Here is a 23,104-nt window from a genome sequence, read left to right as displayed (position 1 = left end):
ACATGGATACCTTATTGCAAAGTTTACCCGTCTTTTTGCTTATTTTTTGTCGAATTACAGCCTTTTTTGTTGTCGTTCCTGTATTTTCTTCTCAAGGGGTACCGACAACTTTTAAGATAGGCATATCTTTTTTTGTAGCATTGGTAGTCTTTAGTGCTAATGGAACAGGGATTACGATTCCGCAGGATTTTAGTTATATTTTGCTGATTATGAGAGAAGTATTAATAGGTTTATTGCTAGGTTTCATTGGATATTTGATGTTTATGGCGATACAGACAGCAGGTTCTTTCATTGATATTCAGATTGGTTTCGGTATTGCCAACGTCATAGATCCTATGACAGGAACGTCAGCACCTATTCTCGGTAATTTCAAATATATGATAGCCCTGCTAATGTTTTTGAGCATGAATGGACATCACCATTTACTAGATGCCATTGTGTACAGCTATAAATGGATTCCTATGAATAATGATTTATTTCTACGCATGGTTGATGGTAGTTTGTCAGAGTTTCTGGTCCGAACATTTGCGCAGTCGTTTGTATTAGCTTTTCAGATGTCGGCTCCATTAGTGACTGCACTGTTTCTGACCGATGTTGGTCTTGCCTTTTTGGCGAGAACGGCTCCGCAATATAATGTATTCGTTATAGGGGTTCCGCTAAAAATCATCATAGGCATTGCACTTCTTTTAGTGCTGATGCCAGGTCTGGCTGTGTTGTTTCAGAATCTCTTCGAAATCATGTTCGAATCCATGGAGAATTTACTGGGTCTCATGGGGAAGAAGCCGTAGGTGACCGTAAGGGGAGAGTATTATGCCTAAGACGAAGCGTTATAGACTAGATCTTCAACTCTTCGCCGGTGAAAAGACGGAAAAAGCAACCCCGAAGAAACGGCAGGATGCTCGTAAAAAAGGCCAAGTAGCCAAAAGTGCTGAGCTGTCTGGTGCAGTTGTATTACTAGCTGCGGTAGTTAGCTTGATGATGTTTGGTGGTTTTATGAAAGAGCGTTTTATGAAGCTATACACGGACGTTTTTCAGAATCGAATGATGCTGGATGTTACACCTGAGAATATAACGCTGCTATTTAATCAGTATGGCTTGCAAATCTTGATTTTGCTAGCCCCATTACTTGGAATTACGTTTGTTATGGCACTTGTTTCCAACTTGGCGCAGGTGGGCTTTATGGCTACAGGAGAGGGGATTACTCCTAAATTCAGTAAGATTAATCCGATAAAAGGATTCAAAAATATTTTCTCTATGCGTTCGTTTGTAGAATTCCTGAAATCAATATTTAAGCTTCTAATTATTTCTTATCTGGTATATAGCACTTTATGGGGAGAAAAGAAGAACTTTGCATCCCTGTCGCATATCAGTGCGGAGGGGATTTTTAAGTTTGCGGCCAAGCTGACGATGAGTCTTGGACTGAAAATCGGGGTAGCCCTGCTAATTATGGCTATTCTAGATTTTATGTATCAGAAGTACGAGCACGAAAAAAGCCTGAAAATGTCTAAGCAGGATATTAAGGATGAATACAAGAAAATGGAGGGTGACCCTCTAATTAAAGGTAAGATCAGGGAACGCCAACGCAGAATGGCCATGCAGCGTATGATGCAGGAAGTTCCTAACGCGGATGTAATTATTACGAATCCAACTCACTTTGCTGTTGCGCTAAAATATGATGGCTCCAAAATGGAGGCGCCACAGATTATTGCAAAAGGGCAGGATTATGTAGCACTTCGTATTCGGGAGCTGGCTAAAGAGCATGGCGTCGTGACTATGGAAAACAAACCGCTGGCACGGGCATTATTCCAAAGAGCAGAAATTGGAGATGTCGTTCCAAATGATCTGTTTCAGGCTGTAGCTGAAGTGCTGGCATATGTATATAAACTTAAAGGTAAGAGGAAATAAGGCGGGGGGTTAGGACATTGAAAGCTAAAGATTTAACAGTTTTGCTAGGCATCATCGGTATCGTGCTTATGATGATTCTGCCTATCCCGTCCTGGCTTTTGGACGTTTTGCTAGTTATTAATATCTCTATAGCATTAATTATCATATTAGTGGCTATGAACACGAAGAATGCACTCGAATTTTCAATTTTCCCTTCATTATTGCTTGTTACGACATTGTTTCGTCTTTCACTAAATATTTCGACAACGAAATTGATCCTGACTTATGCAGATGCCGGTTCCGTGGTATCTACTTTCGGTAGCTGGATCGCCGGCGGACAAATTGCCGTTGGATTTATCGTGTTTCTGATTTTGGTAGTCGTTCAGTTTATTGTTATTACTAAAGGTTCAGAGCGTGTAGCTGAGGTAGGGGCGAGATTTACCCTGGATGCAATGCCCGGCAAGCAGATGAGTATTGATGCCGATCTTAACGCAGGCATGATTAACGAAACACAGGCACGTGAGCGTCGCCGCAATGTTGAGCGGGAAGCGGATTTTTTCGGAGCCATGGATGGTGCGAGTAAATTCGTTAAAGGAGACGCGATTGCGAGTATCATTATTCTGTTGATCAATCTTATTGGTGGATTTATTATCGGTATGGTTGTGCACGGAATGGACTTCTCTACTGCGTTATCTACTTATTCCGTATTGACGATCGGGGACGGTCTAGTCAGCCAGATTCCTGCTTTGCTCATTTCGACTGCAGCAGGTCTTATCGTTACTAGAGCTTCATCGGAAGGTAATCTGGCAGAAGAATTAACAGGTCAGTTACTGTCCTATCCAAAGTTGTTATATATTGTTGCAGTTACTGTTGCTTTTCTAGGTCTATTTACACCTATACATATGATTACTACGCTCCCGCTAGCTGCTTTGCTGGCTTTTGCAGCCTATAGTATGGGACAAAATTTAAATCGAAAACAGATTGCCGAAGAGCAGCTTGTTGAAGAAAAACAGATTGAAGAGGTACGAAGTCCGGAAAGTGTAATTAATTTACTCTCTGTAGATCCTATTGAATTCGAGTTCGGCTACGGTCTTATACCTTTGGCAGATACAGGTCAGGGTGGAGATTTACTAGATCGTATCATCATGATTCGACGGCAATGTGCCCTTGAAATGGGTCTTGTAGTGCCTGTTATTCGCATTCGCGACAATATTCAACTAAAACCGAATGAATATGTCATAAAAATTAAAGGAAATACTGTCGGCGGCGGTGAATTATTACTTAATCACTACTTAGCCATGAGTCCAGGCTATGATGATGAATCTATAAACGGTATTGAGACCATTGAACCATCCTTTGGGCTTCCTGCGTTATGGATTGACGAATCGGTTAAAGAGCGGGCTGAATTGTCCGGCTATACCGTAGTAGATCCACCATCCGTTGTTGCAACACATTTGACGGAGCTGATTAAGCGGTATGGACATGAGTTGTTAGGACGACAAGAAACTAAGATGTTGGTGGATAACCTAAGAGACAATTATCCTGTGCTTGTTGATGATCTTATTCCTTCGGTATTAGCGGTTGGGGATGTTCAAAAGGTACTTGCCAAGTTGCTGCGCGAGAAAATATCCATCAGGGATTTGGTTACTATCTTTGAGACGTTGGCGGATTACGGGACGTACACCAAGGATCCTGATATTCTTACCGAATATGTCCGTCAATCCTTGTCCAGACAGATTACTCAGCAATTCTCGCAAGTTGGAGAGACTCTGAAAGTTATTACGGTGGGACCTAACCTAGAGAAGAAAATTTCTGAGAGTGTGCAGCAATCTGAACAGGGCAGTTATCTGGCATTGGATCCAGCATCGACTCAAACGATCTATCAGCGGCTAAGTGAACAGATCAACCGACTGCTGCAGTCAGGACAACAGCCCATTGTACTAACATCACCAACCATTCGTATGTATTTGCGGCAGGTGATTGAACGGACCATGCAGGATATTCCTGTACTGTCTTATAGCGAACTAGAGCCTAACATTGAAATACAAAGCGTCGGAGTGGTGAATTTATGAGAGTGAAGCGTTATGTGGTGGATACGATGCCTGACGCCATGCATTCCATTCGCAGTGAGCTTGGAAGCGAGGCTGTAATTTTAAGTACGAAAGAAATCAAGATTGGCGGATTTTTAGGATTGTTTAAAAAGAAAAAAATAGAGGTTGTAGCGGCTGTAGAAAAAGCTCAAAAGGAGAGTGCTCCTGAAAAGCCTGTGAAGCCTGCGATGAACATCCCGCGCAGCGCTGTCCCGCAAGCCTATCAAAAAGCTGCATCTTCATCATCTGCTTCTACTGTCATATTGGAAAAGCCGGAAGAGCCTCGGTCCTTTGCAGAAATCGCCGCTGCCTTGTCGGAAGCTATTGATGTGAAAGAATCGATAGCCAAACATCCAGAGCCTGATCAGAAATCGCTTGAATCCAATTCAGATGAAGCTACCTCAGTATCAGCCTTATATGAATCTTTAGGGTTAGATCAAACGCCAGAGGTTGCCTCGGCGCTCGAGAATGATGTTCTTCGTGAAATTAGAGATATGAAGCTTTGGATGGAACGAATCGCGAGGCAGTCTTCAGGGGCAAGAGAATTACCCGATAGTCTCCAGCAGCTTAGAGATCTTTTGATTGAGCAGGAGATGGACACTGTACTTGTTGAAGAGTGGATCAGTAATATCTCCGAACGTTGGGCGGAAGAAGGGCGTACTTGGGGCCCTGAGAAATTTCAGGAGTCCTTAAAAGAACAGCTCGATGGATTCCTGTCAGGGCGAATCGCTGATGGAATTGCACATGATACCCAAATCGTATATATTGCAGGGCCCACAGGAGTAGGGAAAACTACTACCATAGCCAAGCTTGCGGCTGAACAGCTATTCAAAAACGGACGCAAGGTTGGTTTTATCACCTCTGATACGTATCGGATTTCAGCTGTGGAGCAGTTGCGTACATACGCAGCTATCCTGAATGTTCCGCTAGAGGTTGTACAATCTCCCGGAGATTTACAAAGAGCACTTTTTCGATTGGAGAGTTGTGATCTTGTAATTATGGATACAGCTGGACGGAATTATCGTAATGATATGCTGGTAGCAGAACTTCAAAGCTTGTTAGCGAAGGAATTAAGAAGTGAGACCTATCTTGTGCTCAGCTTAACTTCGAAAAGCCGTGATATGAAATTGATTGCAGAGCACTTCGGCAGGTACAAGCTGGATAAAGTTATTTTTACCAAGCTAGATGAGACGGGAAGTTATGGACCACTCTTTAACGTCCTGAATGATTTCCCTCTCACATTATCTTATATGACCAATGGTCAAAATGTACCTGACGATTTATTGATGGCTTCCAAAGAACAACTTAGTGAGATGCTTCTTGGAACAGGTGAATCATGATGGATCAGGCACAATCCTTGAGACAGCTTGTATCCAGTCAGGAGCCTAAACTAGCTGAAAAAGGGGAAACATCCGCCCGTATCATTACTGTCTGTAGTGGTAAAGGTGGCGTAGGGAAATCGAATTTTACACTTAATTTCGCTTTAACTTTAAAAGCAATGGGAAAGAGGGTATTGCTGTTTGATGCAGATATTGGCATGGCTAACATAGACGTGTTAATGGGCGTGTCGGCGAAGTATAACCTATATCATCTGTTAAAAAGAGAAGCGGATATTGAGCAGATTATTCAGTTAGGACCGAACGGGCTTCCTTTTATAGCAGGTGGATCGGGCATGGATGAGTTGTTTTCTCTTTCGGAATCGGACCTTAATTATTTTACAGCTCAGATAGCCCTTATTGGGGACAGCATGGATTATATTTTGTTTGATACAGGTGCTGGATTATCTAAGGAAACGATGAAGTTTATAACCTCTGCGGACGATTGCCTAGTAGTTACAACACCAGAGCCAACTGCTATTACAGACGCTTACGCATTAATGAAGGTTGTGAATCGGACGTATCCGGAGATTTCTTTTAAACTGATCGTGAATCAAGCGGGTGATGAGAGAGAAGCATCAGTGACAAGTGATAAGATCCGTATGGCAGCCAGTCGTTTTTTACAATTAGATGTTTCCTATCTTGGTCATATAAGCTCAGATGCCCATGTAGTGCAGGCTGTCAAAAGGCAGACGCCATTTTCATTGGCTTTTCCAAACAGTGTTGCTGCAAAAGATATACATCGGCTAGCCCTAAGTTATTTGACCATAGATGGTAAAAAAGATACAAAAGTTCAAGGCATTAAAGGCTTTATCCATAAATGGTTGAAGCGAAGTAAATAATTGTTCTGAATCTGGAACAGAGGTGGAAATGATATGAAGCCATATAAAGTTTTGGTTGTTGATGATTCTGCATTTATGCGCAAGATCATTTCCGATTTAATTGAAAATGACGCTGACTTTCAGGTGACGGCAACAGCCACAAATGGTCGCGAGGCTATCGAGAAAATAAACAAACTTCGGCCGGATCTAGTTACTATGGATGTGGAAATGCCGGAGATGAACGGCCTGGAAGCGCTGAAAATAATAATGGCGTCAGATCCGCTGCCAGTGATTATGCTATCAGGCATCAATGAAGAGGGCATGAAGGAAACCATTCTTGCACTGGAATGGGGCGCTTTTGATTTCATTCGTAAACCTTCGATATCAAATTCCCAGGATATAACGGTCGTAGGGGAATCTCTAAGAGAGCAAATGAAAGAAGCTATGCTGGCTCGAGAGCAACGTGAAGCGCGAGCATCTGCTTTTAGGATGCCTGACATCACGCCTTTAGAGCCATTACTGCCGACTGCACCGAGATTGTTACCGGAAAAATCCAAGGCAGCACTCAAATCTTCTCTCAAAGATGAAGGAATGAGAAAACCTCGGGGGAAACAGCCAGTAGATAGTATTATCCCTAAAAAAGCAACCAAACCAATCATCTCTGCTAAAACACCGTTAATCGAAAAGTCTAAACCAAAGACTAAAGTAGAGAATAAATCCATTCCGCCCAAACCGGTGATAGAGTCTTTAGTGGAGGTATCTTCTGATCCTCCGGGACTTTCTCCGGATCGAATGGTTGGTAGCAAGAATTTGCACAAATTAGTTGCTGTCGGTTGTTCTACAGGCGGACCTCGTGCGCTGAAGGTACTCCTGGAGAAAATTCCAGCGGATTTTCCGGCTCCTATTGTCATTGTGCAGCATATGCCGCCTAACTTTACGAAATCACTAGCCCAGCGTCTGAATACATTCAGTCCGCTAGAAGTGTTAGAAGCAGAGCAGGGGATGATATTACGAAAAGGAGCAGCCTACATTGCGCCTGGAGGCTATCATTTACAAGTTACCCCAACATCTAAAGGGCAATATGCAGTTGTACTCACGAAGGAGGAGGCGCGAAATGGCCACCGACCTTCAGTGGATGTTTTATTCGAATCATTGCTTCCACTCACATCTCTGGATCGGCACGTGTTGTTGATGACAGGGATGGGTAGTGATGGTGCTAGGATGATGAAATCTCTCTATGACTCAGGGGTTACCTCAACATTTGCTGAAAGTGAAGAGACCTGCGTCGTTTACGGGATGCCGCGATCTGCGGTGGAATTGCAGTGCGTCAAATATGTACTGCCTTTGCAAGAAATTGCTTCAAGGCTAGTGCAAGCCGTTAAATAACGGAAAAGCGAACTCGAAGGGGAGGAGCTCTACTATGGACATGAACCAATATTTATCCATGTTTATTGATGAGTCGAATGATCATCTGCAGTCATTGAACGAGAGCATGATGGGGCTGGAAGCGAATCCTGAGGATCTTAGTATCGTACAGGTAATATTCCGCTCTGCGCACACCTTAAAAGGTATGGCAGCGACTATGGGCTTTGAAGATTTAGCTTCACTTACACACCAAATGGAGAATGTGTTAGATCTTGTACGTAATAACAAGCTGCGCATGCAGGATTTTATTTTTGATACGTTATTCAAAAGTTTGGATGCCTTAGAGTCTATGGTTGAGGATATTACTAGAGGCGGCGAAGGTAAAGCAGATGTATCAGCCATTGTCTCATCCTTACAGGCTATCGTCCGGGGTGAGATTCCGGTTGAAGGCGGAGCAGCCTCTGCTGCTAATACGCCTGCTGCACAAGCAGCTGAAACTCCGATTCATTTAGATGAGTTCCAATTTTCTGTTCTGGAACAATCGATTCAGGAAGGGCATCATGCATTGTATGTGGACGTAACGATCCGAAAGGATTGTCAACTTAAGGCTGTACGTGCATACATGGTGTTTGATCTGCTCGAACGTTCGGGTGAAGTAGTTAAATCCTTCCCATCCGTTCAAGATATAGAACAAGAGAAATTTGACCAAAGCTTCTCACTCTATTACATAACCCAAAAAACCGCTGATCAGATTCAGGCAATGATTATGAATTTGTCTGAAATTGATAAAGTAACAGCAGTAGCACTAGATCAAGAATCCTTGAAAATGCTTGGTCAAGAATCGGCAGCAGCCGTGTCAGAGGTTGCCGCAACAGCCACTGTAGAGGAAACAGCTCCTGCTGCTCCAGTAGCATCTAAACCATTGCCTACCAAAGATGAGGGTAATAAGCCGGGAGCAGCCAAAACAGGAGGGGCGCCTTCACGTACGATTCGCGTAGATATCGAACGGTTAGACGTACTAATGAATCTATTTAGTGAACTTCTGATTGACAGAGTTCGTTTAGAGCAGCTGGCTTCAGAGGTTCAGAATGGCGATCTTACGGAAACCGTCGAGCATATGGGCAGAGTAAGCGGAGATCTCCAGAATATTGTGATGAAGCTTCGGATGGTTCCAGTAGATACCGTATTTAACCGGTTCCCACGTATGGTTCGTGATCTAGCTAAGTCGCTGGATAAGAAAGTAGATCTAATTGTAACGGGTGCCGAAACAGAGCTAGACCGGACGGTAATCGATGAAATTGGTGATCCACTTGTGCATTTATTGCGTAATGCGGTTGATCACGGTATTGAATCCATTGCTGATCGTATTGCTGCTGGTAAACCAGAGACTGGGACAGTTCATTTACGTGCTTTCCACAGCGGAAATCATGTCTTCATTGAAATTGAAGAAGATGGAACAGGGATTTACCCAGAGAAGGTATTGAAGTCTGCTGTGAAAAAAGGCGTGATTACGCAAGAACAGGCAGCAAATATGACGGATGATGAAGCTTATCAACTACTATTTGCACCAGGTTTCAGCACGGCAGAAGTTATTTCTGATGTCTCAGGCCGTGGCGTAGGACTGGATGTTGTTAAAGCTAAGATTTCTTCCCTGGGTGGGAATGTAACCATTTATTCTTCACCAGGTAAAGGAACAAATTTCTCAGTACAGCTGCCACTTACGCTATCCATTATTGCGGCCATGCTTATTCGGTTGGGCTCTGAGAAGTACGCCATTCCATTATCCTCTATTGTGGAAACTGGAATCGTGAAGAACACTCAAATCCGTACGATTCATGGCAACAAAATGTTAGAGTTCCGGAATTCTCATATTCCACTAGTATCTCTTAGTCGACTATTTTCGGTGCCTGATTATGATGAGAGTACTGAAGAAGAGACAGAGATCGTAGTTGTACGTAAGGGAGAACGTCTTGTGGCCTTGGCGGTACAGGATTTTATTGGTCAGAACGAGATCGTTATCAAGAACCTAGGTAAATATTTACCTGAAATTCAAGGGATATCTGGCGCAACGATACTTGGAGATGGTCAAGTAGCACTTATTATTGATCCGAACGCTTTTATTAAATAACTAGGATAGAACAGGGAGGTTCATTCCATGGCTGAAGATATTAAAGTGATAGTGTTCAAATTAGGCTCAGAGGAATACGGTATCGAAGTTGAGAAGGTACAAACTATTGAGCGCATGATGCCAATAACTCGTGTACCTAAAACGTATTCTTTTATCAAGGGTGTAATTAATTTACGTGGTGTTGTTATCCCTGTGATTGACCTTCGTGGTCGCTTTGGGATCGAAGAGGCGGAGCAGACAGACCAGTCTCGTGTAATTATCGTATCTGTTAATGAAATGGAAGTAGGTTTCATTGTTGATTCAGCAAATGATGTAATAGATTTGAACAGAGATTCTATCGATACACCTCCAGATGTTGTTGGCGGCATCAAAGCGAAGTATTTAGATGGGGTGGCCAAGATAGGTGAAGAGCGCTTGCTGATCATGCTTAATCTGTCAGAAGTGCTTAACAAAGGCGAAATCGTTCAATTAGAAAGCCTAGAGGGCTAACCTGTGGAATTATTTAAGCACTATAAGGATTTTAAAATGGATGTGCTTAAGGAAGTCGGGAATATTGGAGCTGGGAATGCAGCCACCGCATTATCACAGCTCTTGAATAAGCCGATTGATATGGCTGTTCCCAAGGTACAGCTTCTCAACTTTGAAGAGATTACGGACAAAGTTGGTGGAGCTGAAGAACTAGTATATGCAGTTTTCTTACGTGTGGAGGGAGAAGCTCCGGGTAACCTGTTTTTTATTCTTTCTCCGGAAGCCGCTTTGAACTTACTCAGTCGCATTGCAGGCATCGAGATTTTGAGTGACCAAGAACTCGGAGAAATGGAGCTTTCCGCGCTGAGTGAAATTGGAAATATATTAGCAGGATCGTATCTATCTTCTCTTGCAGACTTTACTTCACTTTCTATGTATCCAACAGTTCCTGCACTTGCCATGGATATGGCTGGAGCCATCCTAAGCTACGGTTTGCTGCAATTTGGGCAAATGGGTGATGATGCATTGTTGATCGATACTACCTTTTTTGAGGGGAAAAATGAAATTGAAGGACAATTTTTCCTTATACCCGATCCGGAATCATTCCCGAAAATCTTCAAATCGCTAGGAGTTCCGTTTGAAAATGATTGAAGAACAAAGCATCATTAAAGTAGGGATGGCAGATCTTAACGTTGGAAGCCAGGATAGTTTGATTCGTACAACCGGTCTTGGCTCCTGCGTGGGATTGACATTGTTTGACCCTGGAAAAAAACTCGCGGGAATGGCGCATGTGATGCTCCCTACTTCTGAGATTGCTAGGGAAGGGCAATTAAACATCGCTAAGTTTGCAGATACTGCAGTGCCGGAGCTCTTATCCCGTTTGCTGGAGCTTGGTGCGGTCCGGAGTCGGATCGTAGCCAAGATGGCAGGAGGATCACAAATGTTTGCCTTTGCCGGGGGGAGCGACACCATGAGGATCGGGCCTCGTAATGTTGAATCTTGTAAACTTGCTCTTGAGCATTTGAAAATTCCGTTAATTGCGGAAGACACGGGCGGTAATTATGGCCGTACGATAGAAATTGCCTGCAACACTGGTGTATTGTTCATCCGCAGTGTGCAAAAAGGCGCTAAGGAAATATAAATATGAAGATGATAGGAAATATTTTTATAAACTTGCTGTTTGGTTTGATAGGTTTTGTATTCACATTTTTTGTAACCTACAGTAATAATGTCCTCGGTACTAGTTTATTACGAAGCCTATTAGGATTTATCACTTGGTTTCTGCTTGCTTTCCTCCTAAGATGGGTATTGGGTTTTATCGTGTATCAATCATCGCCTCCGGATGAACAGGATGTTGAGGGAGAAGAACTTGGTGCAAAGCTAGACATCAGTACCCCTAATGAGGATGAAGAGTTAATTAATCTACTGAAACCGAAGCCAGGACAAGGGAGTGGGAACAGTGAGGGGTTCAAGCCTCTTACACCCCCAAAACTAGTCTCTATGAAAGATCCTGAAGAATTGGCCAAGGCCGTTCGTCACCTGAAAGAAGAATAAGCGAGCGCTGTGGCGGAATCGGTTATCTTAAAATATAAGAAAGTATAAGTTTCACTTTATACATTATCCTTATATTTCTCGCATAAACGCTAACTTCCTCATAAGGATGCCGAGGGCGTTTATGCTTGTGACTAGGCAGGTTTCGCCGCGACAAGCTCTCTGACTAAACTTTGGGAAGGGTGAAAGCTATTGAACGAGCGTAAAGCTTCTCAATTGGAAACTGATGAGCTATGGGAACAGTGGAAAGAACACAGTGACCCTGAAGCCAAAAAGAAGCTGATAGAGAGTTATCTCCATATTGTTGATTACGTATCCAGCCGGTTGGCTGTGGGGTTGCCCAAAAATGTATCTAAAGATGATCTAGCCAGTAATGGAGTAATGGGATTAATTGATGCGATTGAAAAATTCGACTACAAACGGGGATTGCAGTTTCAGACCTATGCTTCCTGGCGCGTACGTGGTGCGATTTTAGATTCCTTACGCCAAAGTGATTGGGTCCCTAGATCTGTGCGGGAAAAAGCTAAAAAAATCGAGGATGCTTATCAGCAGTTGGAACAGAAGTATTTGAGATCCGTTAGTGATGAGGAAATGAGTCTATACCTGAATATTAGTGTAATAGAATTTCAAAATATGTTGCAGGATGTGGCTGTAATGTCACTATGTTCACTGGAAGACCCGATTCGTGAAGAGGAATCAGAGACCCGAATGTCCATACTGGTGGACGATAAAGCTAAGAATCCGGATAGCAAGGTAAATGAATTCTACTTACGCGAAGCCCTCACCAAAGGTATTGAGAAATTAACGGTGAAAGAACGGACCGTTGTGTCCCTTTTATATTATGAAGATTTATCATTGAGCGAAATCGCAGAGGTCATGTCACTATCGCCTTCACGGATTTCGCAGCTTCATTCCAAGGCTATTTTACGGCTGAGGGGAACGCTTGAGAAGAATCGCGATCTACTTATGCAGAACGATTAACCGTTAGCGGTGACAAGGGGGAGCAAAATTGATCGGTCAAAATGCTTTGGATCAGTACTTAAGTATTACTTTTTCGGATGACAAAGGGATCGCGTATTTACAGTTCTCCAAAAAGGATGAGAATTTTTCCTGCTCACCTACAGAATTGGAAAGCTTCCTGCACAGTCACAATATTCGCTACGGGGTCCAGCGTGATATTGTTGAACGTATCTGTAGTCATCCGGAGGAGTTTTTTTGGAGTAAAGTCGCTATTGCTACAGGTGAACCTGCAGTAAATGGAGTCGACGGACATATTATGCTTACTGTTGATCTGGAAGAGGATCGCAAACCGCTTGAAAAAGCGGATGGTAAGGTGGATTATAAGGATTTAGTTCGGCTTCGTAACGTCCTCAAAGGAAAGCTGATAGCTAGAATTATTCCTGCTCAGCCTGGTAAGCATGGTAAGACTGTAACTGGTGATGAGCTTGCTTTCAGAGCCGGAAAGGAAGCTCATTTTAAAGTAGGTAAGAACGTACTCGTTGATAACAATGAAACTTCGATGTATGCCGCAATTGATGGTCTTGTTACTTTAACCGATAGCGGTAAAATCAATGTATTTCCTGTGTATGAAGTGAATGGTGATGTGGACTACAGTACTGGGAACATTGATTTTGTAGGGACCGTCGTTATTCGAGGAAACGTACTTTCAGGATTTTCTGTAAAGTCCGCCGGAGATATTCGTGTAGTTGGTGGAGTTGAAGGAGCGGAATTAATCTCTGGGGGATCCATCGAAATTACGGGTGGAATTATTGGTTATAACAAAGGACATGTAACTGCTGGGAAAAATGTTAAGGTCTCTTTCATTCAAGATGGTAATGTAACAGCTGGTGAAGATGTCATTGTATCCCAGAGCATTATGCACTCCAATATACGTGCGGGCAGAGACGTTCTTTGTAACGGAGCTAAGGGTCTGATTGTTGGCGGAACTGTACAGTCTGGGGAAAGAGTCGTAGCACGTACAATAGGCAATACCATGTCCACAGCGACTTCTATTGAGGTCGGTGTAGTACCTGAGCTAAGAAATGAGATTAACGAGCTGCGGCAATCACTGCGTCAACTACTGGAAAATGAGGACAAAACCTCTAAAGCGTTGTATCTATTAAATCAATTGGCAACTAATGGTCAACTCCCTGCAGATAAAGTGGCACTTCGCGTAAAATTGAATGCTACTAAACAGTCTCATCAACGTGAGGAAAAAAGAATTAAAGAACGTGTGCTAGAGATTGAAAGAATGCTAGAAGATACAGGCAGAGCTAGAGTTGAAGTGATTAAAACGATCTATGGCGGATCCAAAATTATGATCGGTAGATATACTCGATTTGTAAAGGACCCCACAGAACGAGTTGTGTTTATTTATAGTGAAGGTGATATATCCTTAACGCCATACAATTAATCGGGCGGGCAGCAATAGCGGCCGGCCATTCTTGAAATATAAGAAAGTATAAGTTTCACGTTATACATTATCCTTATATTTTTACGAGAAACGGTTATCGTCTTCAAAAGACGACAACATCGTTTCTTCTTATGAGAAGAGGGTTATGATGAGCCTAAAACCAGTGGAACTGCAAATTGCACTACCTCGGACTACGGAAGCGGGTAAGATTCAGAATGAATCTCAGCAGCGCCCCGCTATTGATCAGCATCAACTGGCAGGACAAAATGTGAAACAAAGCCAGGAAATGACCATGCGAAGCGCTGAAGTGGATGAATCTTCTGAATCTGCTTTACGCGATGGCGGAGATAAAGGCAATCATCATTCCGGAGGGAATCCTTCTTCGGAGAAACGTTCGAAGTCAGGTACTCGTGATGCGGAACATCCTTACAAAGGACAGCGCATTGATCTGAGTCTTTAATAAGTAGTTATATTTGATATGTTAAAGGAGATAAGGCACTTGCAACCATGGGTGTATATTGTGCTAGTAGGTGTCGCCGCTATTCTTTATGCCTTTTTACTTCCAGCGCGTATGAAGGAAGGAAAAGCAGAGCAGCAAAGCCTCAAAGAAACAGAGGCTGCGCTTGAGCTATATATGGCTGACATAGAGCGCGAGAATGAAGAGCTAGTACAGTTAGTCAGCAGCATTAAACAGCAATCACAAACTAATCATGTAGCAATGCAAGGGCAGATTAGTGATTTGCAGCATCAATTAACAGAATTACAGCAAAGCTCTTTATTACTAGAGGGCCGAGTAACTAATGAAGAAAAACGGTTAAGAGAGTTGGAAGTTTCGGTTGAGAAGGGTTCATATGCTAAGGTTTCGGCGATCGGAGACCCATCTGCCGGTGCTGAAATACGTTCAATACAACCAGAAGTGAAAGCGAAACCTATTAGTTCTATTAAATTGCGATATCCACGATTATTTGAACTACATGAGCAGGGGAAATCGATAGACTCCATTGCCAAGACGGCTGGACTTCAGCGGGGAGAAGTGCAACTGATTCTGCAACTCGCCAAACAGGAGGAATCGGTATGATGAAGAACCGTTCTTTTTTGTTCGGACTTGGCACAGGGCTAATTGCAGGCGCCCTATTACTTCAATTAATGATATCCGGTGGAGCGGCTCCACTCACCAAGGAACAGGTAATACAAGGTGCTGAGAAATTGAACTTGAAGGTTATCGACGAAGCTACTGAACCTCCTTTGGATGAGTCTGCTTTGGAGGACGCTGTTCAAGGTCAGAAGTCAGCTGGCGTTAATGAGGGAATTACGGAGAACGTGGCACCTTCTGAGCCTTCAGTAGCGGCTTCTCCCGCTCCTGTAGTATCTCCTGCAGTATCTGATAACCCCAGTAAGGTTATCCCTCCTAAAGAGCCCTCAACGCCTAAAGAAGGCACTATTGAGGAGCCAGAGGTCACTACTGCACCAACTGCTGTTGCACCTGATAAGCCTAAAGCCACTGCGAATGCAGGGGTAGTTGTTCGTATACCTTCAGGTAGCACACTGACAAAAACAGCAGATATTTTGGAGAAGGCTGAAGTCATTAAGGATAAGGCTAGTTTTCTTAAAGCCGCCAATCAACGTCAGATCAATACGAAGATTCAATCGGGTTCTTACACCTTTAATAAAGACGAGAGTCTAGATTCTATAGTAGAAAAATTAATAAGTTTTCAATGATCATTGCATACACTAATAAAATATGATATAGTAATTGACGGTGTTAAAACACACGCCGGTTGATTTCGACAAGGGGTGCTTTCTTCTGAAGAAAGTCTTGCTGAAAGATGACGCACGGCGGAGGAGACACACAATAAACCAAACTTAGGAGGTGTGTGAAGATGGCAGTAATCTCCATGAAACAGCTTCTAGAAGCTGGGGTACACTTCGGTCACCAGACTCGTCGTTGGAACCCAAAGATGGATCGTTATATCTTCACTGAAAGAAACGGAATTTACATTATTGACTTGCAAAAAACAGTCAAGAAGGTAGAAGAAGCTTACAACTTTGTAAAAAGCGTCGCTGGTGACAACGGCACAATCCTATTCGTAGGAACAAAGAAACAAGCACAAGATTCCGTAAAAGAAGAAGCAGAACGTTCCGGTATGTTCTTTATTAACCAACGCTGGTTGGGCGGAACTCTTACTAACTTCCAAACTATCCAAAAACGTATTGATCGTTTGAAGAAATTGGAAGCTTGGGAAGAAGACGGCACTTTTGAAGTTCTACCTAAGAAAGAAGTTATCCTTCTTCGCAAAGAGAAAGATCGTCTTGAGAAATTCTTGGGCGGTATCAAGAACATGAAAGGTCTACCAAGCGCGTTGTTCATCATTGACCCGCGTAAAGAGCGTATTGCAGTTGCAGAAGCTCGCAAATTGGGTATTCCAATCGTAGCTATCGTTGATACTAACTGTGATCCAGACGAAATCGACTACGTAATTCCAGGTAACGACGACGCTATCCGCGCCGTGAAATTGTTGACTGGTAAAATGGCAGACGCTGTTGTTGAAGCTCATCAAGGCGAAGACACAACTACTGCTTAAGTAGCGACTAACACATACAAGAACTTAAATGAAAAGGGTGGTTGGCAGGTGGATAACCTCTCACTGCCCTTTTTTTAGGATAAAAGACTTGAATAATGTAAGAAAACGACAATTACCTGGAGGGAATAAACAATGGCAGTTGATGCAAAAGCAGTAAAAGAACTTCGTGAAAGAACAGGCGCTGGTATGCTTGATTGTAAAAAAGCGCTTGAAGAAGCTAATAACGATATCACTAAAGCAGCTGAATTGCTTCGTGAAAAAGGTCTGTCCGCAGCAGCAAACAAAGCAGGGCGTATTGCTACTGAGGGTGTTGTAGAATCTTACATCCACGCTGGCGGCCGTATTGGTGTACTTGTAGAAATCAACTGCGAAACTGACTTTGTAGGTAAAACAGATTCCTTCAAGGATTTTGCTCGCGATATCGCTATGCAAATCGCTGCAGCAAACCCGCGTTATGTTCGTCGTGAAGAAGTTCCACAAGAAGATGTAGAAAAAGAAAAAGAAATCCTGAAAGCTCAAGCTTTGAACGAAGGTAAGCCTGAGAAAATCATTGAAAAAATGGTTGAAGGACGTATTGGTAAATATTACGAAGAATATTGCTTGCTTGAGCAAACCTTCGTTAAAGACCCGGACAAAACGATCTCTCAATTGCTGAACGAAAAAATCAGCACAATCGGAGAAAACATCTCGATCCGTCGTTTTGCTCGTTTTGAACTAGGCGAAGGCTTGGAAAAGAAAGTGGATAACTTTGTTGAAGAAGTTATGGCACAAGTAAATAATTAATTTTAGCTTTATCATAAATGCGAAGAATTGAATAAGGGCAAGCATCAGAAGAGCGGAACACGTACACGTAGTGTTCCGTCTTTTGCAGAAAGTGAGGGTATACATTTGGAACAGCCGGTATTTAAGAGAGTAGTCCTTAAGGTAAGTGGGGAGTCTTTGGCAGGACAAAACGGATATGGTATTGATGCCGACATGATTATTTCCATCGCTGAACAGATCAAGGAAGTTGTAGAACTTGGAGTTCAGGTTGCAATTGTTTGTGGTGGAGGTAACATTTGGCGCGGGATCGCTGGTAGTGCAAGTGGCATTGATCGCGCAACTGCAGATTATATGGGCATGCTGGCAACAGTAATGAATTCACTTGCTCTGCAGGATGCATTAGAACAAATCGATGTGCCAACAAGAGTGCAGACTTCGATCTCGATGCAGCAAATTGCTGAACCGTACATTCGTCGTCGTGCGATTCGCCACCTGGAGAAGGGCCGTGTTGTTATTTTTGCAGCAGGCACAGGTAATCCTTTCTTCTCTACTGATACTACTGCAGCACTTAGAGCAGCAGAAATCGAAGCAGAAGTGATCCTGATGGCGAAGAACAAGGTTGATGGTGTATATTCAGCTGATCCGTTTAAAGACAGCACAGCCGAGAAGTTTGAACAGCTCACTTACATGGATGTTCTGAACAAAAACCTTGGTGTTATGGATTCCACAGCTTCATCTCTATGCATGGATAATAATATACCGCTCATTGTATTTGCCATTACTGAACAAGGCAATATCAAACGTGTCGTTCTCGGTGAGAAGATCGGAACGATTGTTAAAGGGAGTGTAGATTAATGCCACAATCGGTCAAAAAAAATGCCGAAGAGCGTATGGAAAAAGCGATTTCATCGCTGAAACGTGACTTGGCAACATTGCGTGCAGGACGTGCAACAACATCACTGCTAGATCGCATTCAAGTTGAATATTACGGTTCCCCTACTCCAATCAATCAGCTGGCGAACATCAGTACTCCGGATTCCCGGACACTGTTAATCCAGCCGTGGGACAAAACATCGATGTCTGACATTGAACGGGCGATCATGAAATCGGATATCGGTTTAACGCCTGCTAATGACGGAACAATCATTCGTCTTTCTATCCCTCCGCTTACTGAAGAACGTCGGACGGATTTGGTGAAATTGACGAAGAAATTTGGTGAAGAAGCGAAAGTAGCGATCCGCAACATTCGCCGTGATGCCAACGATGATATTAAGAAGATGGAGAAAAACGGTATCTCGGAAGATGAGTCCCGTGGCCATCAGGAAGACATTCAAAAGACAACGGATAAGTTCATAGCCGAGGTCGACAAAGTGCTTGTATCCAAAGAAAAAGAGATTATGGAAGTATAAAGATATTCTAGAGACTTGAGGCCCCTCCGTTAATGGTGGGGTTTGTCTCTTTCTGATAAGAGCTTGGAGGAAACGGAAATGATCAAACGGGTTCAAGCGTGGCTGAGCCGTAAAGACAGGCAACAGCCAGTCGAGATTTCACCGGATAACATTCCCCGGCATGTGGCTGTTATTATGGACGGCAATGGGCGTTGGGCTAAACGTCGCGGGTTGCCGCGCGTTGTGGGTCATCAGAATGGCATGAAGGCTGTTAAACGTGCTACAATCGCTGCAGACGAACTGGGTGTTGAGTTTTTGACGATGTATGCGTTCTCGACAGAAAATTGGAAACGACCAAAGGAAGAAGTCGATTATCTGATGCGCTTGCCAGTGGAGTTTCTAGCCATTGAGCTTGATGAGCTGATTGAGAAGAATGTCCAAGTACGTATGATGGGTGATACTGATGCATTGCCTTCATTTACACGCAAAGCTATGGAAGAAGCTATTGCCCGGACACAGGGCAATACTGGACTTATATTGAATTTTGCTCTTAATTATGGGGGGCGCAAAGAAATTGAGGACTGCATGCGCAGCATTGGTAAGGACATCCAATCAGGGGCTTTGACACCGGAAGATATTACGACTGATCTAATCGATAGCCGAATGTTATCTGGTGGGTTACCAGATCCGGATTTGCTTATACGTACAAGTGGAGAAATGCGACTTAGCAATTTCATGCTATGGCAGCTTGCTTATAGTGAGCTGTGGTTTACTGATGTGTATTGGCCTGAATTTGATAAGGAGCATTTGCATCAGGCAGTTGCTGAATATCAACGCCGTACACGCCGTTATGGTGGACTGAAGTAGCTTGATAGGAGATGGAAACCTTTGAAGCAGCGATTGATTACCGGAATTGTTGCCGGAGCACTATTTTTAGGCTTATGCGTGTTGGGAAACTGGCCATACCAGTTGTTACTTACTGCCATGGCTTTTATCGGGTTTTATGAATTTGTGAAAATGATAGGGATACCTGCGCTTTCCGGTTCTACCGTTCTTGGTTATGCAGCCATTCTAAGTTTCATGATCCCTTGGAATTTACTTGGGATCTCTGCACCCTTATCATGGGAACAAGGAATATGGATTTTGCTGCTCTTGTTCCTTTTAGTTACAGTTTTTACTAAAAATAAATTAGATATTCGAGTAACAGCCTTGCTGTTTACTGGTATAGTATACATTGGAATGGGTTTTTCTTATATGGCCATGGCTCGTGCATCGGATGACGGACATGGTTTGTTCTGGACTTTTTTACTCCTTTTCTGCATTTGGGGTAGTGATGCCGGGGCATACTTTGTTGGAAGAAGCATGGGGAAGAACAAACTTTGGCCTGCCATCAGTCCGAACAAAACGGTGGAAGGTGCCGTAGGTGGAGTACTGATCTCGATGCTGATCGCTATCGTTTTTGCAATATTTGCTCCTGAACAACTTGCGATTGGACGAGCACTCCTTATAGGGCTTTCTTGTGCGGTGCTGGGTCAGCTTGGTGATCTTGTACAATCTGCCTATAAACGTGCGTATGGTATCAAAGATTCAGGCACGCTACTGCCAGGTCACGGTGGTATTCTTGATCGATGTGACAGCTGGATTATCGTATTTCCATTCGTACATATCGTAATGCTTATGCCTTACTATTAACGGAAGGAGAGGGTATAACTATGAAAAAAATAAGTGTTCTTGGTTCCACAGGTTCGATCGGCACTCAGACTCTAGATGTCATCGCTATGCACCCAGACTCTTTTCAAGTAGATGGCTTGGCAGCTGGAACGAATACAGCGTTATTGCTGGAACAAGTTCGTCGGTTTAATCCTCGTCGTGTTTCTGTTGCGACAAAGGAGCTGGCAGATGAGATTAGATCCAGTCTGCCTTCAGGCATACAGCTATACAGCGGGAATGAAGGTCTTGTTGAGGTGGCAGCAGGTGGAGATGCCGAAATGGTCGTAACGGCTGTTATGGGTAGTGTAGGCCTCCAATCCACGTTAGCTGCGATCGAAGCAGGCAAACATATTGGACTAGCTAATAAAGAGACTTTGGTAACGGCAGGACACCTCGTCACTGATCTAGCTAATCGTAAAGGTGTTAAGTTGTTACCTATCGATAGCGAGCATTCTGCTATTTTTCAGTGCTTAAATGGTGAGAATCTCGCGGATATTGCTTGCATCACTTTAACAGCTTCTGGTGGATCCTTCCGGGATTTCACTCGTGATCAACTCAAGAATGTAACGGTAGAAGATGCACTTCGTCATCCGAATTGGAGCATGGGCGCGAAAATCACGATTGATTCTGCTACAATGGTGAATAAAGGGCTTGAGGTGATTGAAGCGCATTGGCTATTTGGTCTACCTTATGAACAAGTAAATGTACTTTTGCATCCAGAGAGTATCATTCACTCTTATGTGGAGTTCCGTGACAGCAGCATTATTGCTCAGCTTGGTAATCCCGATATGCGTGTCCCCATTCAATATGCGCTCACTTATCCCGAACGCTGGGAGTCACCGGCACAGCGTTTGTCGTTGGCTGAAGTTGGACGTTTGACTTTCCGAGAAATGGACTATGAACGATTCCCTGCGCTTAAGCTAGCCATGGATTGTGGAAAAGCTGGAGGGACAGCTACTACTGCTTTTAATGCAGCAAATGAAATTGCTGTTGCTCGTTTCTTGAGTCATGAGATCCCATTCCTGCGCATTGAGGAGATCATCGGAGAAGTGCTTCATCGTCATATTAACGAGGATAATCCGAATTTAGAACAAATTGAATCCTGTGATAAGCGTGTTCGTGAGCTGGCAGCAACGTTGTAGAATGTAGATTGATCTCTTTTTGGCTGGAAATACTTACTTTGCCCTAAAAATAGGTTGGGACAGTTGATTCTCTTGTGCCTGATCGGAGAATAATGATAAATTAAGAGGACATACTTCGGTCTTACAGCTAAAGGGGGATGATACGTTTGGAAATGGTTCAAGTCGTTTTATTAACGGTGCTCATGTTTTTTGTTCTGGTGACTGTACATGAATGGGGTCACTATTATTTTGCCAAACGCGCCGGTATTCTCGTGAGGGAATTTGCTATCGGTTTCGGTCCGAAACTGTTTTCTTATAAACGGAATGAGACACAGTTCACTTTGCGTTTACTGCCTTTTGGCGGTTATGCTCGGATGGCTGGTGAAGATCCAGAGATTATTGAGATTGGCTCTGGACAAACCATTGCAGTAAGACTTGGTCAGGATAACAAAGTGAAAAACATTTATCTGGACGCATTGGATACACGTAAAAATGTTATCCGTGGTGAGGCTTTGCATACTGATCTTGAAAATGATCTGCAAATCCGCTTGGATGTGGATGGCGAAGTTACTACTTATGATGTTCATCCGCATGCGATGATGATTAAAGGAACGCAGCAGACTCAAATTGCGCCTAAAGACCGCCAATTCGGTAGTAAAACCGTGGGTCAGCGGGCATTGGCTATTGTTGCGGGTCCTGTGATGAACTTCCTGTTAGCCTTTGTTCTGTTTGCCATCCATTTGCAAATGGTTGGGATTCCGGTGGAGAATCCTACTTATGTTAAGATCGGTGATGTCTCTGAAGGAATGCCTGCACAAGAGGCGGGATTGCAAAAGGGTGACATCATTGTATCCATCAACGGTGAGAAGATTGGTGCCGATTACCAAAAAATGATTGACTTAACCTCGGAGTCCAAAGGGAAAGAAATGAAATGGATGCTGCAACGTGGTGATGAGACCCTTAATGTGACTCTCGTTCCTCGTAGCATGGAGGGACAAGAAGGCGGTAAAATAGGGATTACACCTGAGCTTCCTACCCGCAAAGCTGGGGTTGGAGAGACGTTGACAGGTTCAGGTAAAGCTATGGTCGATACGACGGAAGCTATCTTTCTGGGCTTTAAGCAATTGATCAATAAATTCAATATGGATGATATTGGAGGTCCGGTTCGTACCTTTGAAGTAACCGGTCAAATTGCCCAACAAGGCATTCAGTATCTTACCTATTGGGCTGCTATCCTAAGCTTGTATCTGGGGATTTTCAACCTATTACCGATTCCGGCACTCGATGGAAGCCGTCTGGCGTTTCTAGGTGTGGAGGCATTACGCGGTAAACCTGTAGACCCGAGCCGTGAAGGTATGGTTCACTTTGTCGGATTTGCACTGTTATTTTTATTAATGATTGCTGTTACGTATAATGATATTTTACGTTTGATCAGCGGCTAATTT

The 23,104-nt window shown here is 43.4% G+C and carries 24 protein-coding genes; all 24 read left to right on the top strand.

What is annotated here, in order from left to right:
• Window positions 1–2: 2 nt before the first annotated feature.
• The 24 genes from fliR to rseP all read left to right on the top strand — a co-directional run bounded on the left by fliR (window position 3) and on the right by rseP (window position 23,101).
• A complete protein-coding gene (gene fliR, locus M2444_RS04635; RefSeq protein WP_042194135.1) occupies window positions 3–788 on the top strand; it encodes a flagellar biosynthetic protein FliR in 786 nt (261 codons plus the stop codon).
• Between the two features lie 22 nt (window positions 789–810).
• Window positions 811–1,905: a flagellar biosynthesis protein FlhB gene (gene flhB / locus M2444_RS04630; protein ID WP_094875998.1), complete on the top strand. Its 1,095-nt coding sequence runs from the start codon at window positions 811–813 to the stop codon at window positions 1,903–1,905.
• A 17-nt stretch (window positions 1,906–1,922) separates the two neighbouring features.
• Entirely contained in the window at window positions 1,923–3,956 is a 2,034-nt protein-coding gene (gene flhA / locus M2444_RS04625; RefSeq protein ID WP_094869616.1) for a flagellar biosynthesis protein FlhA, read from the top strand.
• The gene (gene flhF, locus M2444_RS04620) at window positions 3,953–5,314 is read left to right on the top strand and encodes a flagellar biosynthesis GTPase FlhF (RefSeq protein WP_280786405.1); all 1,362 of its coding nucleotides are present in this window, start codon (window positions 3,953–3,955) and stop codon (window positions 5,312–5,314) included. Before flhA ends, flhF begins: the two co-directional genes overlap by 4 nt.
• Window positions 5,311–6,192, top strand: a complete 882-nt coding sequence (locus M2444_RS04615) for a MinD/ParA family protein (protein ID WP_094869618.1) — start codon at window positions 5,311–5,313, stop codon at window positions 6,190–6,192. The genes flhF and M2444_RS04615 overlap by 4 nt, the downstream gene beginning before the upstream one ends.
• Before the next feature lie 33 nt (window positions 6,193–6,225).
• A complete protein-coding gene (locus M2444_RS04610) occupies window positions 6,226–7,557 on the top strand; it encodes a protein-glutamate methylesterase/protein-glutamine glutaminase (protein ID WP_280786404.1) in 1,332 nt (443 codons plus the stop codon).
• Window positions 7,558–7,591: 34 nt separating this feature from the next.
• Window positions 7,592–9,664, top strand: a complete 2,073-nt coding sequence (locus M2444_RS04605) for a chemotaxis protein CheA (RefSeq protein WP_094869620.1) — start codon at window positions 7,592–7,594, stop codon at window positions 9,662–9,664.
• 27 nt (window positions 9,665–9,691) lie between these two features.
• Window positions 9,692–10,153, top strand: coding sequence for a chemotaxis protein CheW (locus M2444_RS04600; protein WP_076285425.1), 462 nt, complete (start codon window positions 9,692–9,694; stop codon window positions 10,151–10,153).
• 36 nt (window positions 10,154–10,189) lie between these two features.
• A complete protein-coding gene (locus M2444_RS04595; RefSeq protein WP_371915738.1) occupies window positions 10,190–10,783 on the top strand; it encodes a chemotaxis protein CheC in 594 nt (197 codons plus the stop codon).
• Window positions 10,776–11,273, top strand: coding sequence for a chemotaxis protein CheD (locus M2444_RS04590; RefSeq protein WP_094869621.1), 498 nt, complete (start codon window positions 10,776–10,778; stop codon window positions 11,271–11,273). The genes M2444_RS04595 and M2444_RS04590 overlap by 8 nt, the downstream gene beginning before the upstream one ends.
• Before the next feature lie 2 nt (window positions 11,274–11,275).
• On the top strand, window positions 11,276–11,686 hold the full coding sequence (locus M2444_RS04585; protein WP_256989777.1) for a hypothetical protein: 411 nt from the start codon (window positions 11,276–11,278) through the stop codon (window positions 11,684–11,686).
• Window positions 11,687–11,875: 189 nt separating this feature from the next.
• Window positions 11,876–12,664 carry a FliA/WhiG family RNA polymerase sigma factor gene (locus tag M2444_RS04580; RefSeq protein ID WP_280786403.1) on the top strand — a complete coding sequence of 263 codons (789 nt, stop codon included), beginning with the start codon at window positions 11,876–11,878 and terminating at the stop codon, window positions 12,662–12,664.
• 28 nt (window positions 12,665–12,692) lie between these two features.
• Window positions 12,693–14,096 (top strand): DUF342 domain-containing protein, encoded by a 1,404-nt coding sequence (locus M2444_RS04575; protein ID WP_094874818.1) that lies wholly within the window; start codon window positions 12,693–12,695, stop codon window positions 14,094–14,096.
• Window positions 14,097–14,244: 148 nt separating this feature from the next.
• Window positions 14,245–14,556: a hypothetical protein gene (locus M2444_RS04570; RefSeq protein ID WP_094870301.1), complete on the top strand. Its 312-nt coding sequence runs from the start codon at window positions 14,245–14,247 to the stop codon at window positions 14,554–14,556.
• Between the two features lie 39 nt (window positions 14,557–14,595).
• The gene (locus M2444_RS04565; RefSeq protein WP_280786402.1) at window positions 14,596–15,174 is read left to right on the top strand and encodes a hypothetical protein; all 579 of its coding nucleotides are present in this window, start codon (window positions 14,596–14,598) and stop codon (window positions 15,172–15,174) included.
• On the top strand, window positions 15,171–15,815 hold the full coding sequence (locus M2444_RS04560; RefSeq protein ID WP_280786401.1) for an endolytic transglycosylase MltG: 645 nt from the start codon (window positions 15,171–15,173) through the stop codon (window positions 15,813–15,815). Before M2444_RS04565 ends, M2444_RS04560 begins: the two co-directional genes overlap by 4 nt.
• Window positions 15,816–15,976: 161 nt before the next feature.
• Window positions 15,977–16,678 carry a 30S ribosomal protein S2 gene (gene rpsB, locus M2444_RS04555; protein ID WP_094870298.1) on the top strand — a complete coding sequence of 234 codons (702 nt, stop codon included), beginning with the start codon at window positions 15,977–15,979 and terminating at the stop codon, window positions 16,676–16,678.
• 132 nt (window positions 16,679–16,810) lie between these two features.
• Window positions 16,811–17,461 carry a translation elongation factor Ts gene (gene tsf, locus M2444_RS04550; protein WP_042189425.1) on the top strand — a complete coding sequence of 217 codons (651 nt, stop codon included), beginning with the start codon at window positions 16,811–16,813 and terminating at the stop codon, window positions 17,459–17,461.
• Between the two features lie 105 nt (window positions 17,462–17,566).
• A complete protein-coding gene (gene pyrH, locus M2444_RS04545) occupies window positions 17,567–18,295 on the top strand; it encodes a UMP kinase (protein ID WP_036688491.1) in 729 nt (242 codons plus the stop codon).
• Window positions 18,295–18,849 (top strand): ribosome recycling factor, encoded by a 555-nt coding sequence (frr, locus tag M2444_RS04540; RefSeq protein ID WP_042189424.1) that lies wholly within the window; start codon window positions 18,295–18,297, stop codon window positions 18,847–18,849. Before pyrH ends, frr begins: the two co-directional genes overlap by 1 nt.
• A gap of 78 nt (window positions 18,850–18,927) precedes the next feature.
• On the top strand, window positions 18,928–19,695 hold the full coding sequence (locus M2444_RS04535; RefSeq protein ID WP_280786400.1) for an isoprenyl transferase: 768 nt from the start codon (window positions 18,928–18,930) through the stop codon (window positions 19,693–19,695).
• 21 nt (window positions 19,696–19,716) lie between these two features.
• A complete protein-coding gene (locus tag M2444_RS04530; protein WP_094870296.1) occupies window positions 19,717–20,520 on the top strand; it encodes a phosphatidate cytidylyltransferase in 804 nt (267 codons plus the stop codon).
• A gap of 20 nt (window positions 20,521–20,540) precedes the next feature.
• The gene (locus tag M2444_RS04525) at window positions 20,541–21,680 is read left to right on the top strand and encodes a 1-deoxy-D-xylulose-5-phosphate reductoisomerase (RefSeq protein WP_042189421.1); all 1,140 of its coding nucleotides are present in this window, start codon (window positions 20,541–20,543) and stop codon (window positions 21,678–21,680) included.
• A 146-nt stretch (window positions 21,681–21,826) separates the two neighbouring features.
• Entirely contained in the window at window positions 21,827–23,101 is a 1,275-nt protein-coding gene (rseP, locus tag M2444_RS04520; protein ID WP_280786399.1) for an RIP metalloprotease RseP, read from the top strand.
• The last annotated feature ends 3 nt before the right edge of the window (window positions 23,102–23,104 follow it).

The organism is Paenibacillus sp. PastF-3 (assembly GCF_029893135.1).
Taxonomy (GTDB): Bacteria; Bacillota; Bacilli; order Paenibacillales; family Paenibacillaceae; genus Paenibacillus_AQ; species Paenibacillus_AQ nitricinens.
Note: the sequence above shows the minus strand (reverse complement) of the source record. Positions and strands in the feature narration are given on the sequence as shown.

What these genes read in the sequence shown, in the direction of transcription:
- frr (WP_042189424.1), top strand. Translation starts at nt 18,295, where the DNA reads ATGCCACAATCGGTCAAAAAAAATGCCGAAGAGCGTATGGAAAAAGCG.
- M2444_RS04615 (WP_094869618.1), top strand. Translation starts at nt 5,311, where the DNA reads ATGATGGATCAGGCACAATCCTTGAGACAGCTTGTATCCAGTCAGGAG.
- fliR (WP_042194135.1), top strand. Translation starts at nt 3, where the DNA reads ATGGATACCTTATTGCAAAGTTTACCCGTCTTTTTGCTTATTTTTTGT.
- M2444_RS04600 (WP_076285425.1), top strand. Translation starts at nt 9,692, where the DNA reads ATGGCTGAAGATATTAAAGTGATAGTGTTCAAATTAGGCTCAGAGGAA.
- M2444_RS04525 (WP_042189421.1), top strand. Translation starts at nt 20,541, where the DNA reads ATGAAAAAAATAAGTGTTCTTGGTTCCACAGGTTCGATCGGCACTCAG.
- flhB (WP_094875998.1), top strand. Translation starts at nt 811, where the DNA reads ATGCCTAAGACGAAGCGTTATAGACTAGATCTTCAACTCTTCGCCGGT.
- M2444_RS04570 (WP_094870301.1), top strand. Translation starts at nt 14,245, where the DNA reads ATGAGCCTAAAACCAGTGGAACTGCAAATTGCACTACCTCGGACTACG.
- M2444_RS04610 (WP_280786404.1), top strand. Translation starts at nt 6,226, where the DNA reads ATGAAGCCATATAAAGTTTTGGTTGTTGATGATTCTGCATTTATGCGC.
- M2444_RS04605 (WP_094869620.1), top strand. Translation starts at nt 7,592, where the DNA reads ATGGACATGAACCAATATTTATCCATGTTTATTGATGAGTCGAATGAT.
- M2444_RS04560 (WP_280786401.1), top strand. Translation starts at nt 15,171, where the DNA reads ATGATGAAGAACCGTTCTTTTTTGTTCGGACTTGGCACAGGGCTAATT.
- M2444_RS04590 (WP_094869621.1), top strand. Translation starts at nt 10,776, where the DNA reads ATGATTGAAGAACAAAGCATCATTAAAGTAGGGATGGCAGATCTTAAC.
- M2444_RS04595 (WP_371915738.1), top strand. Translation starts at nt 10,190, where the DNA reads ATGGATGTGCTTAAGGAAGTCGGGAATATTGGAGCTGGGAATGCAGCC.
- M2444_RS04535 (WP_280786400.1), top strand. Translation starts at nt 18,928, where the DNA reads ATGATCAAACGGGTTCAAGCGTGGCTGAGCCGTAAAGACAGGCAACAG.
- flhF (WP_280786405.1), top strand. Translation starts at nt 3,953, where the DNA reads ATGAGAGTGAAGCGTTATGTGGTGGATACGATGCCTGACGCCATGCAT.
- rpsB (WP_094870298.1), top strand. Translation starts at nt 15,977, where the DNA reads ATGGCAGTAATCTCCATGAAACAGCTTCTAGAAGCTGGGGTACACTTC.
- M2444_RS04585 (WP_256989777.1), top strand. Translation starts at nt 11,276, where the DNA reads ATGAAGATGATAGGAAATATTTTTATAAACTTGCTGTTTGGTTTGATA.
- tsf (WP_042189425.1), top strand. Translation starts at nt 16,811, where the DNA reads ATGGCAGTTGATGCAAAAGCAGTAAAAGAACTTCGTGAAAGAACAGGC.